Origin of the sequence: Polynucleobacter sp. AP-Sving-400A-A2 (genome assembly GCF_018688155.1) — a bacterium.
GTDB lineage: Bacteria > Pseudomonadota > Gammaproteobacteria > Burkholderiales > Burkholderiaceae > Polynucleobacter.
Genome location: NZ_CP061312.1, coordinates 130,021 through 143,362, shown reverse-complemented (window position 1 = coordinate 143,362; position 13,342 = coordinate 130,021). Strand labels below are relative to the sequence as shown.

Annotated in this window: 15 protein-coding genes; 9 read left to right on the top strand and 6 right to left on the bottom strand. The window is 47.1% G+C overall.

All coding sequences use genetic code 11. The annotated features are described in order from the left end of the window. Positions 1-8: 8 nt before the first annotated feature. From mraZ to bioB, 3 genes are all read right to left on the bottom strand, one after another. Positions 9-437 carry a division/cell wall cluster transcriptional repressor MraZ gene (mraZ, locus tag C2758_RS00820; RefSeq protein WP_215328516.1) on the bottom strand — a complete coding sequence of 143 codons (429 nt, stop codon included), beginning with the start codon at positions 435-437 and terminating at the stop codon, positions 9-11. Between the two features lie 274 nt (positions 438-711). Continuing rightward, positions 712-1,341, bottom strand: a complete 630-nt coding sequence (gene coq7, locus C2758_RS00815; protein WP_215328514.1) for a 2-polyprenyl-3-methyl-6-methoxy-1,4-benzoquinone monooxygenase — start codon at positions 1,339-1,341, stop codon at positions 712-714. Between the two features lie 13 nt (positions 1,342-1,354). Next, positions 1,355-2,392, bottom strand: a complete 1,038-nt coding sequence (gene bioB / locus C2758_RS00810) for a biotin synthase BioB (RefSeq protein ID WP_215328512.1) — start codon at positions 2,390-2,392, stop codon at positions 1,355-1,357. 89 nt (positions 2,393-2,481) lie between these two features. On the opposite strand from bioB, the gene bioA reads away from it, so the two are divergent. From bioA to C2758_RS00790, 4 genes are read left to right on the top strand one after another with little or no spacing between them, the layout of a single operon-like run. Next, entirely contained in the window at positions 2,482-3,828 is a 1,347-nt protein-coding gene (gene bioA, locus C2758_RS00805; protein WP_215328504.1) for an adenosylmethionine--8-amino-7-oxononanoate transaminase, read from the top strand. Then, positions 3,825-5,054 (top strand): 8-amino-7-oxononanoate synthase, encoded by a 1,230-nt coding sequence (locus C2758_RS00800; RefSeq protein WP_215328502.1) that lies wholly within the window; start codon positions 3,825-3,827, stop codon positions 5,052-5,054. The genes bioA and C2758_RS00800 overlap by 4 nt, the downstream gene beginning before the upstream one ends. Further along, entirely contained in the window at positions 5,051-5,773 is a 723-nt protein-coding gene (gene bioD, locus C2758_RS00795) for a dethiobiotin synthase (protein WP_215328500.1), read from the top strand. Before C2758_RS00800 ends, bioD begins: the two co-directional genes overlap by 4 nt. A 19-nt stretch (positions 5,774-5,792) precedes the next feature. Continuing rightward, positions 5,793-6,986 (top strand): M20 aminoacylase family protein, encoded by a 1,194-nt coding sequence (locus C2758_RS00790; RefSeq protein ID WP_215328499.1) that lies wholly within the window; start codon positions 5,793-5,795, stop codon positions 6,984-6,986. A 22-nt stretch (positions 6,987-7,008) separates the two neighbouring features. On the opposite strand, the gene C2758_RS00785 is transcribed toward C2758_RS00790, so the two are convergent. Next, on the bottom strand, positions 7,009-7,785 hold the full coding sequence (locus C2758_RS00785) for an enoyl-CoA hydratase (RefSeq protein WP_215328497.1): 777 nt from the start codon (positions 7,783-7,785) through the stop codon (positions 7,009-7,011). A 25-nt stretch (positions 7,786-7,810) separates the two neighbouring features. Next, positions 7,811-8,878: a murein transglycosylase A gene (locus tag C2758_RS00780; RefSeq protein WP_251369212.1), complete on the bottom strand. Its 1,068-nt coding sequence runs from the start codon at positions 8,876-8,878 to the stop codon at positions 7,811-7,813. A 10-nt stretch (positions 8,879-8,888) separates the two neighbouring features. Between C2758_RS00780 and C2758_RS00775 the strand changes: the two genes are divergently transcribed. Then, positions 8,889-9,077, top strand: coding sequence for a hypothetical protein (locus C2758_RS00775; protein WP_215330307.1), 189 nt, complete (start codon positions 8,889-8,891; stop codon positions 9,075-9,077). Between the two features lie 13 nt (positions 9,078-9,090). Here C2758_RS00775 and apaG read toward each other — a convergent pair whose 3' ends face one another. Next, positions 9,091-9,465: a Co2+/Mg2+ efflux protein ApaG gene (apaG, locus tag C2758_RS00770; RefSeq protein ID WP_215328478.1), complete on the bottom strand. Its 375-nt coding sequence runs from the start codon at positions 9,463-9,465 to the stop codon at positions 9,091-9,093. Between the two features lie 49 nt (positions 9,466-9,514). Here apaG and rpe point away from each other — a divergent pair, with 49 nt between their 5' ends. The 4 genes from rpe to trpD are packed head-to-tail and all read left to right on the top strand — an operon-like array spanning position 9,515 to position 13,341. Then, entirely contained in the window at positions 9,515-10,240 is a 726-nt protein-coding gene (gene rpe, locus C2758_RS00765; RefSeq protein ID WP_215328470.1) for a ribulose-phosphate 3-epimerase, read from the top strand. Next, positions 10,240-11,745 (top strand): anthranilate synthase component I, encoded by a 1,506-nt coding sequence (gene trpE / locus C2758_RS00760; protein WP_215328468.1) that lies wholly within the window; start codon positions 10,240-10,242, stop codon positions 11,743-11,745. The genes rpe and trpE overlap by 1 nt, the downstream gene beginning before the upstream one ends. Further along, a complete protein-coding gene (locus C2758_RS00755; protein ID WP_215328461.1) occupies positions 11,729-12,295 on the top strand; it encodes an aminodeoxychorismate/anthranilate synthase component II in 567 nt (188 codons plus the stop codon). The genes trpE and C2758_RS00755 overlap by 17 nt, the downstream gene beginning before the upstream one ends. A gap of 23 nt (positions 12,296-12,318) precedes the next feature. After that, the gene (gene trpD, locus C2758_RS00750; protein ID WP_215328460.1) at positions 12,319-13,341 is read left to right on the top strand and encodes an anthranilate phosphoribosyltransferase; all 1,023 of its coding nucleotides are present in this window, start codon (positions 12,319-12,321) and stop codon (positions 13,339-13,341) included. The last annotated feature ends 1 nt before the right edge of the window (position 13,342 follow it).

Below are 13,342 nucleotides of genomic sequence, written 5' to 3'. Positions count from 1 at the left end.
CCCTGTCATCAAAAATTAAATTGCTTCAGGGCTTCAGGCATACCTTGTGCAATGGCAGCCTGTTCTTTTGCAGCGTAAGTAGCGGCATCCCACAACTCGAGATGACTACCCATACCGAGCAACATCACTTCTTTTTCAATACCAGCGGCAGATCGCAACTCTGGGCTCACCAAAATTCTGCCGGCGCTGTCCAAATCAATCTCCGCAGCATTGCCAAGAAAAATGCGACGCCACCAATGGGCATCCATTGGCAATTGCGCAACACGTGAACGGAAAGTTTCCCACTCAGGTCGGGGGAACATCAGTAGGCATCCGTCAGGGTGTTTTGTGAGCGTAATTCGGCCCTCACCTTGAACTAACAAGGCGTCACGATGCTTTGCCGGCACAGACATGCGGCCTTTTGCATCTAAATTGAGAGCTGACGCACCTTGAAACACTATTTACCCCACTTTTTCACACTTCCTCCCACTTTAGAGGATCGTAATAAGGGGGTCAAGTGTTTTTGGCTTATTTTTTAGGAAATTTCCTAGTGATTACAAACACTTAGCGTGATATGTTGATAAAATGGTGCTTATAAAAATGCTACTTGAAACAATGGCTTGGAAAATATACTTAAGAATAGGTCTTAGCTATTTAGCCTAATAATAGGTAAATATACTGTATTAATGAACAGTACTCTAAAGGAAAATATCCGAAATAATTAATTTAGAGCTAGATTTTGTAAGCAGTGCTTGTCATCACTTTAGACATTAGCTGCATTAGACCCTGAATAGGTTTTGGTAAGACCGCTCCACCAGCCAAAATTGCGGCCTGTCCATGCTCAATTTCATCGATGCGCATTTGGTCAACAATGGCGCGAGAACGCTCATCTTCTGCAGGCAATGTTTCGAGATGACTCTCGAGGTGATTCTCTACCTGCTTTTCTGTTTCGGCAACAAATCCCAGACTCCACTTATCGCCCGCTAAGCCAGCAGCCATGCCGATTGCAAAGGATCCTGCATACCAAATTGGATTGAGATAACTGGTATGCGAGCCCAACTCTTGGAGGCGTGTTTCGCACCAAGCCAAATGATCCATTTCTTCTTGGCCAGAGTCATCTAACATCTGCCGAATTTCAGGGTTGCGAGCTACTAATTTTTGAGCTTGGTAAAGCGCTTGGGCGCAGACCTCGCCCACGTGATTCACACGCATTAATCCAGCCGCATGTTCTCGCTCTTTGGCATCCAATAATCCGCTTGATGGGGTACTGGAGCCCGGCATTGGACGATGGGCATGAGCACCCCCAACTACTGAGCGTAGGGCTGTATCAAACTCAATAATGAAGCGATCGATGAGTGCCATAAGCTGGTAGAAACTAGACTAAAACCTCTGTTTTGCTGCTCTGCTTAGTCTTCAAGCCTAACTCAGCCAATAGCTCACGGTCTTGTTCTGCCTCAGGATTGCCGGTAGTAAGTAGTTGCTCACCATAGAAAATCGAATTGGCACCAGCCTGGAAGCACATGGCCTGAACTGCCCTACCCAGCTCCTGACGTCCAGCCGAGAGGCGCACTCGTGCACGCGGCATAGTGATGCGAGCTACAGCAATAGTTCTCACAAATTCAAGAGGATCCAAGGGCTTCTGATCTGCCAAAGGAGTTCCTGCTACAGGAACCAAATGGTTAATGGGAACTGACTCTGGATATGGACTTAAGTTAGCTAAACGTGCCAAGAAGGCCGCACGTTGTTCACGAGACTCACCCATACCTACAATACCGCCACAACACACTGACATACCCACAGCACGCACATTAGAAATTGTGTCCAAGCGGTCTTGATAGCCCCGAGTAGAGATGACTGAGCGATAGAAGTCCTCGCTGGTATCCAGGTTGTGGTTGTAGAAGTCTAAACCTGCCTCTTGGAGGGCTTGAGCCTGACTTGCTTCAAGCATACCCAGCGTGGCGCAGGTTTCTAGGCCCAAGGCCTTTACGCCCTTAATCATGGCGGCGACTTTTTCAATATCGCGATCTTTAGGCTCCCGCCAAGCAGCACCCATGCAAAAACGGTTTGATCCGGCAGCTTTGGCAGCTTTGGCAGCCTCAAGCACCTCGTCTAAATCCATCAACTTGTTCGCCTTGACGTCGGTGTCATATCGGGCAGCCTGGGGACAATACCCACAATCCTCTGGGCAGCCGCCAGTCTTAATTGACAAAAGCGTAGCTAGTTCCACGTCACCATCAGGGAAGTTGGCACGATGAGTCTCTTGTGCCCTGAACATCAAATCGCTCAATGGCAGGGCAAATAGAGCCTCAACCTCGGCTACTGACCAAGCACCCAAAGCGCCAAGCTCTTTATGCAAATCCTTTTGAGACTTGACTTGGGTGAGGGGTTTTTCAATAGTTTGGGTGGCCTGCATGGTCGAATTCCAGAAAATAGATCAATTCAAGGCATAAACATAACAGATACAGGCCTAAATTAGGAAAAACTAGTGGTCAAATACCAAACATGAAGCTTATTTCTGATCCAAATCAAACCTCTCTGGTTGATCGCAGCCTAGATGCCGTTTGGCATCCCTGCACTCAGATGAAGCATCACGAGTCCTTGCCATTAATTGCCATTACTAAAGGTAAGGGCGCTTGGCTCTTCGATGACCAGGGCAATGCTCTCCTAGATTGCATTAGCTCCTGGTGGACCAATCTGTTTGGACATTCCAACCCGCGCATCAACAAAGCCATTACAAGCCAGCTCGAAAAAATTGAGCATGTCATGCTCGCCGGATTTACCCACCCCCCTGTTGTGGAGCTATCCGAGAAACTATCTGCTTTAACTAAAGGTCATTTAGGTCATGTATTTTTTGCTTCTGATGGCGCATCTGCAGTAGAGATTGCCTTAAAGATGAGTCATCACTACTGGCGACTAAATCATCAGCCCCAAAAGAAAAAATTTGTCTGCCTAGAAAATGGTTACCACGGTGAAACTTTGGGTGCACTAGCAGTCACTGATGTTGCGATTTTTCGAGAAGCCTATGGATCGCTATTGCAAGATGTCTTTACCGTGCCCTCACCTGATGTACGCAAAGCACAGCCCGGTCAAAGTGCTGACGATGTTGCCATATGGGCAGCAGAAAAATTAGAAGCGTTACTAAAGGCCGAGCATCACAATATCGCCGCGATCATTATTGAACCACTCGTTCAATGCGCTGGGCAAATGGCAATGCACTCTCCTGAATATTTGCGCTTAGCAAGATCACTCTGTAATCGTTACAACATTCATCTGATTGCCGATGAGATCGCAGTAGGCTGTGGTCGATCAGGAAAGTTTTTTGCTTGTGAGCATGCAGAAATTTGGCCGGACTTCTTGACGCTCTCTAAGGGCATCAGTGGTGGATATCTTCCACTATCACTCTCCATGACGACGGATAAAATTTATCACGCTTTTTATGGCGATCAATTGCAACAAGGTTTCTTACACTCACACTCCTACACAGGCAACCCATTAGCCTGTGCTGCTGCCCTCGCCTGCTTGGAAATCTTCGAAACTGAATCCATTCTTGAAAAAAATATTGAACGTAGCCAAGATCTCGCTAGTGCATTTGCTTGGGCAAAAGTAGATCCTCGCATCGAACATTGGCGTCAGCAGGGCATGATCCTGGCATTTGATGTCAAACCTGAATCACTCCAGCGTAAAAATACTTTTTCACGAGAGATGTTTTCAGCAGGGATGGCAGAAGGCATTCTCATTAGACCCATTGGCAATACGATTTACGTCATGCCACCGTACATTCTATCTGCCGAAGAAGCGATGCAAATGGGTGCTTCTGTACGGCGCGCCCTAAATCAGGTGCTTCTATGAGCGCCCACTTTAAAGCTCGCGATCTGGCAGCGCATCAGATTGCCGATTTAGATACGCAGTTGCTCAGACGTACATTGCGCACCACCACGTCACCCTGCGATACCAAGGCTCGGGTTGACCAACGAGAACTCAAAGCGTTTTGTAGTAACGACTACTTAGGCCTAGCTAATCACCCTGAGTTAGTTACTGCGCTTACGGAAGGTGCAAAACGATATGGGGTTGGAAGCGGTGCATCACACTTAATTAGCGGCCATAGCGTTGCACATGACTTGCTTGAAAAAAAATTAGCGGCTTGTGAGAGTAAACATATCCCGAATGCAAGAGCATTGTTCTTTAGTACGGGCTATCTTGCAAACATCAACGCGATTACCGGCCTAAGTAGACTTGCTAACCAAGGTGAAGTAAGCATTTATTCAGCCAAACTCAATCATGCTTCTTTGATTGATGGTGTCCGCCTGGCAAGCGCACAAACTAAAGCCAAAGTGACTTTGTTTGATCACCAAAATCTCGATTCTCTCAAAGAAGTATTACAGCAAGATACGCACTCACTCAAATTGATTGTGGTCGATGGCGTCTTCAGCATGGATGGGGATATCGCGCCCGTAAAAAATTTACTGGATCTTGCCGAACAATATGATGCGCTACTGATGGTAGATGATGCGCATGGTTTTGGCGTGCTTGGTGAACAGGGTCATGGCATTCTGGAGCAATCAGACGTACATTCAGAAAGAATCATTTACATTGGCACGCTTGGCAAAGCAGCTGGCGTTAGCGGTGCATTTATTTGTGCAGCCGCACCCTTTATTGAATGGCTCATCCAAAAAGGTCGGCCCTATATTTATAGCACTGCTACACCGCCAGCAATTGCACACACCCTACTGACCAGTTTGGAACTCATCGAGGGCAAGGAAGGTATTGCGCGTCGCAAACAATTAAATCAACTGATTCAAATTTGGTGTAATGAAATGACTTTCCAAAACTGGGAAAAAACGCCTTCATCAACCCCAATTCAGCCTGTGATCTTGGGAAGTAATGCCAGCGCATTGACGGCTGCTAAGCTTTTAGATGAGGCAGGCTATTGGATTCCGGCAATTCGGCCGCCTACCGTTCCCGTTGGTAGCTCGCGCCTGCGCATCACTTTTTCTGCAAACCATAGTGTTGATGACTTACGCGAGCTGATCAAGACATTGCAGGCAATTGAGCAAGAAGTAAAAAGTAATTTATGACACTAAGTACATCTACCGGTTTTTTTGTCACGGGTACTGATACTGAAGTTGGAAAAACTTTGGTCAGCGGCGCTCTCATTCTTAAACTGAGAGAAGCTGGTATTCGCGCAATAGGTTTCAAACCCGTGGTTGCAGGGACTTATATTGATGCTAGCGACCAAAAACTCAATGAAGACTTAGAGACATTGCGTATTGCTTCTGGGCTAAAGTCCCGCGAGCAGAGTCTTTGTCCATTTGTTCTAGATGTAGCGGCGGCACCTCATCTCGTTGCCCAGAAAAATAATGTGCATTTAGATGCCACCCTGATCTTAGATGAGTTCAATGCATTGGCCTCAGTATTTGATTCGATCGTAGTGGAGGGTGCAGGTGGTTTTTTAGTACCGCTAAATGAGCAAGAGGATCTGGGGGATGTAGCGCAGGCGATGGATTTACCCGTCATTCTCGTAGTAGGTATGCGCTTAGGCTGCATTAATCATGCCCTACTTACTTGTGAAGCCATTGTGTCTCGTCAGTTAACGATTGCAGGCTGGGTAGCCAACACGCTATCGGAGGAAATGCCTCTATTGGCCGAAAATATTCAAACTTTAAAGGATCGAATTTTTGCACCTTTTTTAGGTCTTGTTCCGACTCTTCCCCGGCAGCTTCAGAAATTCGAGAATTCCCCCTATCCTATTGAGGCTTTAGGGTTTGCTGCAGAGCATATAAAACTACCTGAGTAAATTCAGATAAGATCAATTTATGCGATTACTTCCAGAAATCATAGACTCCGCATCAGCTATTCAAGAGATTCGCCGTAATATTCATGCGCATCCAGAATTGCGTTTTGAAGAAAACCGTACATCCGATCTGGTAGCTGAAGCACTTTCAAGCTGGGGAATTACGGTTTATCGCGGCCTTGGAAAAACTGGCGTCGTTGGAAGGTTGGACGGGGAATTAGGTCCATGCAAGATGGTTGGATTACGAGCCGACATGGATGCACTGCCATTACAAGAACATAACAACTTTGAACATACTTCAAAGAATCCCGGCAAGATGCATGCCTGTGGCCATGATGGTCACACTGCCATGCTCTTGGGTGCCGCTCAGTACTTATCCAATCATCGAGACTTTACCGGTTCAGTCATTTTCATTTTTCAGCCAGCAGAAGAGGGTGGTGCTGGCGCTCAAGAAATGATTAACGATGGACTCTTTAAACAATTTCCTTGCGATGCTGTCTTTGGTCTGCATAACTGGCCAGGACTTGCCGAAGGACATTTTGGCGTGACATCTGGCCCAATGATGGCTTCCAGTAACACCTTTGAGATCACCATTCGAGGTAAGGGTGGACATGCCGCCTTGCCACACAATAGCGCTGACCCCTTGCTTGCCGGTACTCAAGTTGTGCAAGCACTACAAAGTATCATTACACGCAATAAGCGCCCAGTAGATGCCGCAGTGTTATCGGTAACGCAGTTCCATGCAGGTGAGACAAGTAACGTCATTCCAGATAGTGCGTTTATTGGTGGAACCGTTCGCACATTTACTATCGAAGTCCTAGATTTGATTGAACAACGTTTGAGAGAGATCTCACACAATGTCGCTAGCGCATTTGACTGTCAAGCAGAAGTCAGCTTTGCGCGCAACTATCCCCCACTCATTAATCATGATGAGGAAGTGAATTTTGCAAGCGAGGTTATGAGTGAACTAGTTGGAGCGCAAAACGTCAATACTTCTATCGATCCAACCATGGGCGCAGAAGACTTTGCGTTCATGCTCCTAGAGAAACCTGGTTGCTATGTGTTTCTGGGTAATGGTGATGGCGATCACCGCTCGGTGGGTCATGGCATGGGTCCATGCCATCTTCATAATCCTTCTTATGACTTTAATGATGCACTGATCCCAGTAGGCGTTAGCTACTGGGTCAAGCTAGCCCAACGCTACTTACAAAAATAATTTACTCTGAGCGCTGAAGTTTTTACGAGTTCGTAAATTGAGCTGGGCGCTTTTCCATGAAAGCTGCCATACCCTCTTTTTGATCATTAGTTGCAAAGCAAGAGTGGAATAAACGACGCTCAAGGTGCATACCTTCTGATAGCGTAGTTTCATATGCGGCATTGATTGCCTCTTTCACCATCATCGCAGTCAGCAGTGGCATATCCGCAATTATCTTAGCAATCGCTTTCACTTCTTTTAGCAAATCTGCTTGTGGGAAAATACGGGCAACAAGACCAGAGCGCTCGGCTTCAGTCGCATCCATCATCCGGCCGGTCAGCGCCAAATCCATTGCCTTTGCTTTTGAGACTGCGCGTGGTAGACGTTGTGTACCACCGGCGCCAGGGATGATTCCCAACTTCACCTCTGGTTGAGCAAACTTCGCATTATCAGCTGCCATGATGGTGTCGCACATCATCGCTAACTCACACCCACCACCAAGCGCATATCCAGACACTGCCGCAATCACTGGCTTGCGTACTTTTTTAATCTCTTCCCAGTTACGAGAAATAAAGCCGCTACGATAAACATCAGCAAATCCATACTTTGCCATCGTTGCAATATCCGCACCGGCGGCAAAAGCTTTTTCACTACCGGTGACGATGATGCAACCAATATTGTCGTCAGCATCAAAACCCAACAGCGCCTTACCTAATTCATTCATCAACTCATCATTTAGGGCATTTAATACTTGAGGGCGATTGAGAGTAATGACGGCAACTTTGCCATCCACTTCAGTCAATATAGTGTTGTAGGTCATCAATCTCTTTCAAAAAATAATTTGTTCAGCGTGGTAGCAATAACCACATCTTGCCATCTTGCTTCATGCGTCCCGCTAACTCACCTGCAGAATCTCCTGATCCCCAATAGTAATCTGCTCGTACCCCGCCCACAATGGCCTTGCCTGTATCTTGTGCCATCACTAACTTTTGTAAGGTTTGGCTGCTCAAGGGTTTGGTGGTGCTCAAGAAGACTGGGGCACCTAAGGGCATCGCTTTGAGATCAATAGCAATACTTCTTTCGGCCGTTAAAGACACTCCCAAAGCGCCAATAGGACCTAGATCAGGACTGACATTACTCGGCAACTCTTTAAAGAATACAAATCGAGGGTTGGCATTGAGCATTTCCTCTACTCGGCCTGGGTTGCGCTTAGCCCATGCAGAAATACCCTGCATCGATGCTTCACCGCGCGTGATCTCCTTGCGATCGAGCAACCACTGGGCAAAAGACTTGAACGGCTGATCATTGGTGCCGGCATAACCCAGTCGCAATACACGTCCATCTTCTAAACGAATTTTTCCAGAGCCCTGAATTTGCATAAAAGCAGCAGCTACAGGATCTTGCACCCAGGCGATTTCTGAACCTCGCAGCACTCCAGAACTCATGAGTTCTGCACGTGTTGGCGCAGGGCTTGGCTTTGAGCCCTTCCAGGCATTTGGCAGGCCGTACAAGGCAATAGAGTAAGTGGCTGTGCGGGTTTGGGAGCCATTCATGACGGGCTCGTAATAACCAGTAATTAGTCCAGATTCGTTGCCTGTAGCACTGTTACGTACTTCGTATGCCTGAAAATTTCCCTCGAAGTACTGGCGAATTGCACGTTCATCACGACCTGAAATTGCTGAGACTTGGGAGCAGACCTGGCGCCAATTCATTTCACTATTGCGTTTACGCAGGGCATCACAACTCTTGAGCCAAGCTGGCCAAGCCTGGGTTAAATCATCCTCTTGCCAGCCAGGCAAGTCCTGCCACGAGACGGATCGGAAGCTAGCGATCGAGGAGCTATAGCTAGTTGGGGCAGTACCACTAGCTCGATAAGCAGATCCACGGGTAGGAGGCGTAGAGCAAGCAACCAATAAGCTAGCAATGCTGACAGCGAATACACTGCAGGCAAAGACTCGCGAAGTATTTTTGCAACTTATTAATTTGGATATAGAAATCATGATTGCCAATGTACTCGATGAATACCCGATGATCTTGTTTGCCTTGGAGGGCGGCCTAGCCTTAGCCCTGCTGCTGTTTATCGTCCTTTGGACTGGTAAGGGCAAAAAATAGTGTTTTTGAGAACCTAGTGCAAGGTTCTGGGCATCACCAAGGCAAATTCAGGAATTGGGGCTTGGAAAAACTGAGCTTCTTCCGTGACACAGAAATACTCCCCACGCATGGTTCCCGCCGGTGTCGGTAATGTAGCCCAACTGGTGTATTCAAACTGTTCCCCTGCCCGTAAAAGGGGTTGTTGGCCTACCACTCCCAGGCCACGCACCTCTTGGACATCATTTTCCCCATCGGTAATAAACCAATGACGGGCGATTAACTGGATGCTAGCCGTACCAGTATTTTTAATAGAGACCGTGTAGGCAAAGGCAAACTGACGATTATCGGGGTCAGACTGCTCAGCCAAATACTGGGTTTTGACCGTAATGCTGATTTCATGAGGATTCATGCTCGAATTCTGCTCCATCCTAAGCTCAACTGCAAGCTAGAATCTAGGGATGGATAGCCAGAAATCGCCCTCAAATAGCCAGTTTGTCATTGCACCCTCCATTTTGTCGGCTGACTTTGCCTGCCTGGGCAAGGAAGTTCAAGATGTTCTCATGGCGGGTGGAGACTGGATTCACTTTGATGTGATGGACAACCACTTCGTTCCCAACCTGACTATTGGCCCCTTGGTTTGCGAGGCAATTCGCCCACATGCAACAAAAGATGGCAAGCCAGCGATGATTGATGTGCACCTGATGGTGGAACCAGTTGATCGCCTCATCCCAGATTTTGCAAAAGCAGGTGCAAACCTGATTAGCTTTCATCCAGAGGCAAGTCCTCATGTAAATCGCACAATTAATCTGATTCGCGATCAAGGTTGCCAGGCTGGTTTGGTTTTAAACCCAGCAACACCGCTTGATCACCTCGATCACACGTTGGAATTGCTCGACCTTGTGTTACTCATGTCAGTCAACCCAGGCTTTGGTGGTCAGTCATTTATTCCGAGCACACTAGATAAGATTACTCAAGTGCGTGCGCGCCTAGATCGTTATCAACAAGAGACTGGTCGCCATATTCGTCTTGAAGTGGATGGCGGAATTAAGGTTGAAAATATTGCAGAAGTAGCTAAAGCTGGTGCAGATACTTTTGTTGCTGGCTCTGCCATCTTTGGCAAAGAAAATTATGCTGACGTCATTAAAGAGATGCGTGCAGAACTAGCGTCGTCAGGAAAAGCGTAATGCAGCATGAAGAATTTCTTGCCCTCGCAAAACAGGGTTTCAATCGCATTCCATTGGTGAAAGAAGTTTTAGCAGACTTAGAGACGCCGCTCTCGCTCTACGTCAAGCTCACTCAAGCCTTTGGACAAAAAAATACCTATCTACTTGAATCTGTCTTAGGTGGTGAGCGCTTTGGTCGCTTCTCTTTTATTGGTCTACCTGCAAAAACTGTTTTGAGAACAGTAGGGACGCCTGATGCACCAATCACTGAAGTACTCGTCAATGACAAGGTGATTGAAAGCAATCATGACAACCCATTGGATTTTGTAGACGCTTATTTCAAGCGCTTCAAAGTAGCAGTACAGCCCGGACTCCCGCGCTTCTGTGGCGGACTTGCTGGCTACTTTGGATATGACACGGTTCGTTACATTGAATCACGTTTAGCAAAACACCATCTGCCAGATGAATTGGGTGTGCCCGATATTCAATTGATGCTCACCGAAGAGTTAGCAGTGGTTGATAACGTTGCAGGTCGTATTTATTTAATTGTCTATGCAGACCCCAGCGTGACAGATAGCTTTGATAAGGGCCAAGCGCGTTTAAAAGAATTGCTTGCTTGCTTAAGCAAACCTGTGAGCATGCCAGCCTCATTGCCTAGCACTAAAACAGAATTGATCCGCAAGTTCAAGGCAGCAGACTTTGAAAATGCCGTTCTCAAAACCAAAGAATATATATTGGCTGGCGATTGCATGCAGGTGGTGATTGGCCAGCGCATTAGTAAACCATTTACAGATTCACCGCTTGCTCTCTATCGTGCATTACGCTCTTTGAATCCATCACCTTATATGTACTTCTATGACTTTGGTGATCTGCAGGTAGTGGGCTCATCACCAGAAATCTTAGTGCGCCAAGAACAACGTGAGAGTCAAAAGATTGTGACGATTCGTCCATTAGCTGGCACACGTCCTCGTGGCGCAACACCTGAGGAAGATGAGCGCCTTGCGACAGAATTGCTTGCCGATCCAAAAGAAATTGCAGAACATGTGATGTTGATTGACTTGGCGCGTAACGATGTAGGCCGTATTGCCAAGACAGGCACCGTCAAAGTGACAGATTCGATGTCGATTGAAAAGTATTCTCACGTACAGCATATTGTTAGCTCTGTTGAAGGCGAGCTAGTAGACAATATGAGCAATATGGACGTTCTGCGAGCAACCTTTCCTGCCGGCACTTTATCGGGTGCCCCAAAAATTCGGGCGATGGAAATTATTGATGAGATGGAAATTGTAAAACGCGGAGTCTATGGTGGCGCAGTTGGTTACCTCTCCTTCTCTGGCGATATGGATGTAGCGATCGCCATTCGAACTGGTGTAATTCGTGATGGCGTATTGCATTCTCAAGCAGGCGCTGGTGTAGTTGCAGACTCTGACCCCACTGCTGAGTGGAAAGAAACTGAAGTAAAAGCTCGAGCAGTTTTAATGGCGGCCGATTTAGTACAAGGAGGACTCGATGCTCCTCATGATTGATAACTACGATTCATTTACCTACAACCTCGTCCAGTATTTCGCAGAGCTTGGTGAAGAGGTAAAGGTCTTCCGTAATGATGAAATCTTGGTTGAAGAGATTGCCAAGATCAATCCTGCGCGTATTTGTATTTCACCTGGGCCATGTAGTCCAGCTGAAGCAGGGATTTCAGTGGCTACGATTCAACGCTTTGCCGGACGGATTCCAATCCTAGGTGTCTGCCTTGGACACCAAGCGATTGGTGAAGCATTTGGCGGCAAGATTATTCGCGCCCAGAAGGTCATGCATGGCAAGACCGATGATATTCACCATACTGGCGTCGGTGTTTTCAAAGATTTGCCCAACCCATTCAAAGTAACGCGTTATCACTCGCTTGCCATTGAAAAGAGTTCATTACCGACAGTTCTTGAGGTAACAGCCACTTCTTCTGATGGTGAAATTATGGGTGTACGCCATAAAGAACTCGCAGTAGAAGGCGTGCAGTTCCATCCAGAATCGATTCTTTCAGAACATGGTCATGCATTACTAAAGAACTTCTTGCAAGCCAAATAACTCAAGGTATTTAGTCGATTCTTATGTCCATTACTCCACAGCAAGCATTACAACGTTGCATTGAACATCGCGAACTCTTTCATGACGAGATGACTGCAATGATGCGTCTGATCATGAGTGGTGAGATGCCGCCAACTTTGGTTGCCGGCCTACTCGTTGCCCTGCGTACCAAAAAGGAGACTGTTGGTGAAATCGCCGCAGCCGCGCAAGTTATGCGTGAGTTCGCAACGCCAGTACACGTAGAGGATAGAAAAAATTTAGTCGACGTAGTGGGCACGGGTGGAGATGGTGCTCACACTTTCAATATTTCTACAGCTGCCATGTTTGTCGCTGCAGCCGCTAGCGCAAAAATTGCTAAGCATGGCAATCGCAGCGTGAGCAGCAAATCCGGTAGCGCGGATATTCTAGAGTCTTTAGGCGTTAAGCTATCACTCTCACCTGAGCAGGTTGCAAAATGTATTGCTGATGTAGGGGTGGGCTTTATGTTTGCACCGAACCATCACCCTGCAATGAAGAATGTGGTGCCGATTCGTAAAGACTTGGGTGTGCGCACGATTTTTAATATTCTGGGACCCCTTACAAACCCAGCAGATGCCAAGCGCATCCTGATGGGTGTGTTTCATGCAGACTTAGTCGGCATTCAGGCGCGTGTATTACAAGCGATGGGAATGGATCATGCATTAGTGGTTTATGGCCATGATGGCTTAGATGAGATTTCTCTCGAAGGCCCCACACTCGTTGGCGAATTAAAAGATGGCCAGGTTCGTGAATACGAGATTCATCCAAAAGACTTTGGTTTAAGTACAGCTTCCACCAGCAGCTTTAAAGTGGCCGATGCCGAAGAATCGAAAGCGATTGTTTTAGATGTACTCAATAAAAAATCCGGCCCAGCAAGTGATATTGTTTGCCTTAATGCTGGTGCGGTACTGTATGTAGCTGATGTAGCGCCAAGCATTGCTAGCGGCATTCAGATGGCGCAAGCAGCCATTACATCTGGTGCCGCTCGTCAAAAGCTAGACCAATTTGTAGCGGCAACCCAAAACTAAT

Excerpts from the sequence above, each read along its gene's own strand:
- bioB (WP_215328512.1), bottom strand. The coding sequence starts at position 2,392 with ATGCAGGCCACCCAAACTATTGAAAAACCCCTCACCCAAGTCAAGTCT.
- C2758_RS00785 (WP_215328497.1), bottom strand. The coding sequence starts at position 7,785 with ATGACCTACAACACTATATTGACTGAAGTGGATGGCAAAGTTGCCGTC.
- bioD (WP_215328500.1), top strand. The coding sequence starts at position 5,051 with ATGACACTAAGTACATCTACCGGTTTTTTTGTCACGGGTACTGATACT.
- C2758_RS00775 (WP_215330307.1), top strand. The coding sequence starts at position 8,889 with ATGCTGACAGCGAATACACTGCAGGCAAAGACTCGCGAAGTATTTTTG.
- rpe (WP_215328470.1), top strand. The coding sequence starts at position 9,515 with ATGGATAGCCAGAAATCGCCCTCAAATAGCCAGTTTGTCATTGCACCC.
- apaG (WP_215328478.1), bottom strand. The coding sequence starts at position 9,465 with ATGAATCCTCATGAAATCAGCATTACGGTCAAAACCCAGTATTTGGCT.
- C2758_RS00790 (WP_215328499.1), top strand. The coding sequence starts at position 5,793 with ATGCGATTACTTCCAGAAATCATAGACTCCGCATCAGCTATTCAAGAG.
- trpE (WP_215328468.1), top strand. The coding sequence starts at position 10,240 with ATGCAGCATGAAGAATTTCTTGCCCTCGCAAAACAGGGTTTCAATCGC.
- trpD (WP_215328460.1), top strand. The coding sequence starts at position 12,319 with ATGTCCATTACTCCACAGCAAGCATTACAACGTTGCATTGAACATCGC.
- coq7 (WP_215328514.1), bottom strand. The coding sequence starts at position 1,341 with ATGGCACTCATCGATCGCTTCATTATTGAGTTTGATACAGCCCTACGC.
- bioA (WP_215328504.1), top strand. The coding sequence starts at position 2,482 with ATGAAGCTTATTTCTGATCCAAATCAAACCTCTCTGGTTGATCGCAGC.
- C2758_RS00755 (WP_215328461.1), top strand. The coding sequence starts at position 11,729 with ATGCTCCTCATGATTGATAACTACGATTCATTTACCTACAACCTCGTC.
- C2758_RS00800 (WP_215328502.1), top strand. The coding sequence starts at position 3,825 with ATGAGCGCCCACTTTAAAGCTCGCGATCTGGCAGCGCATCAGATTGCC.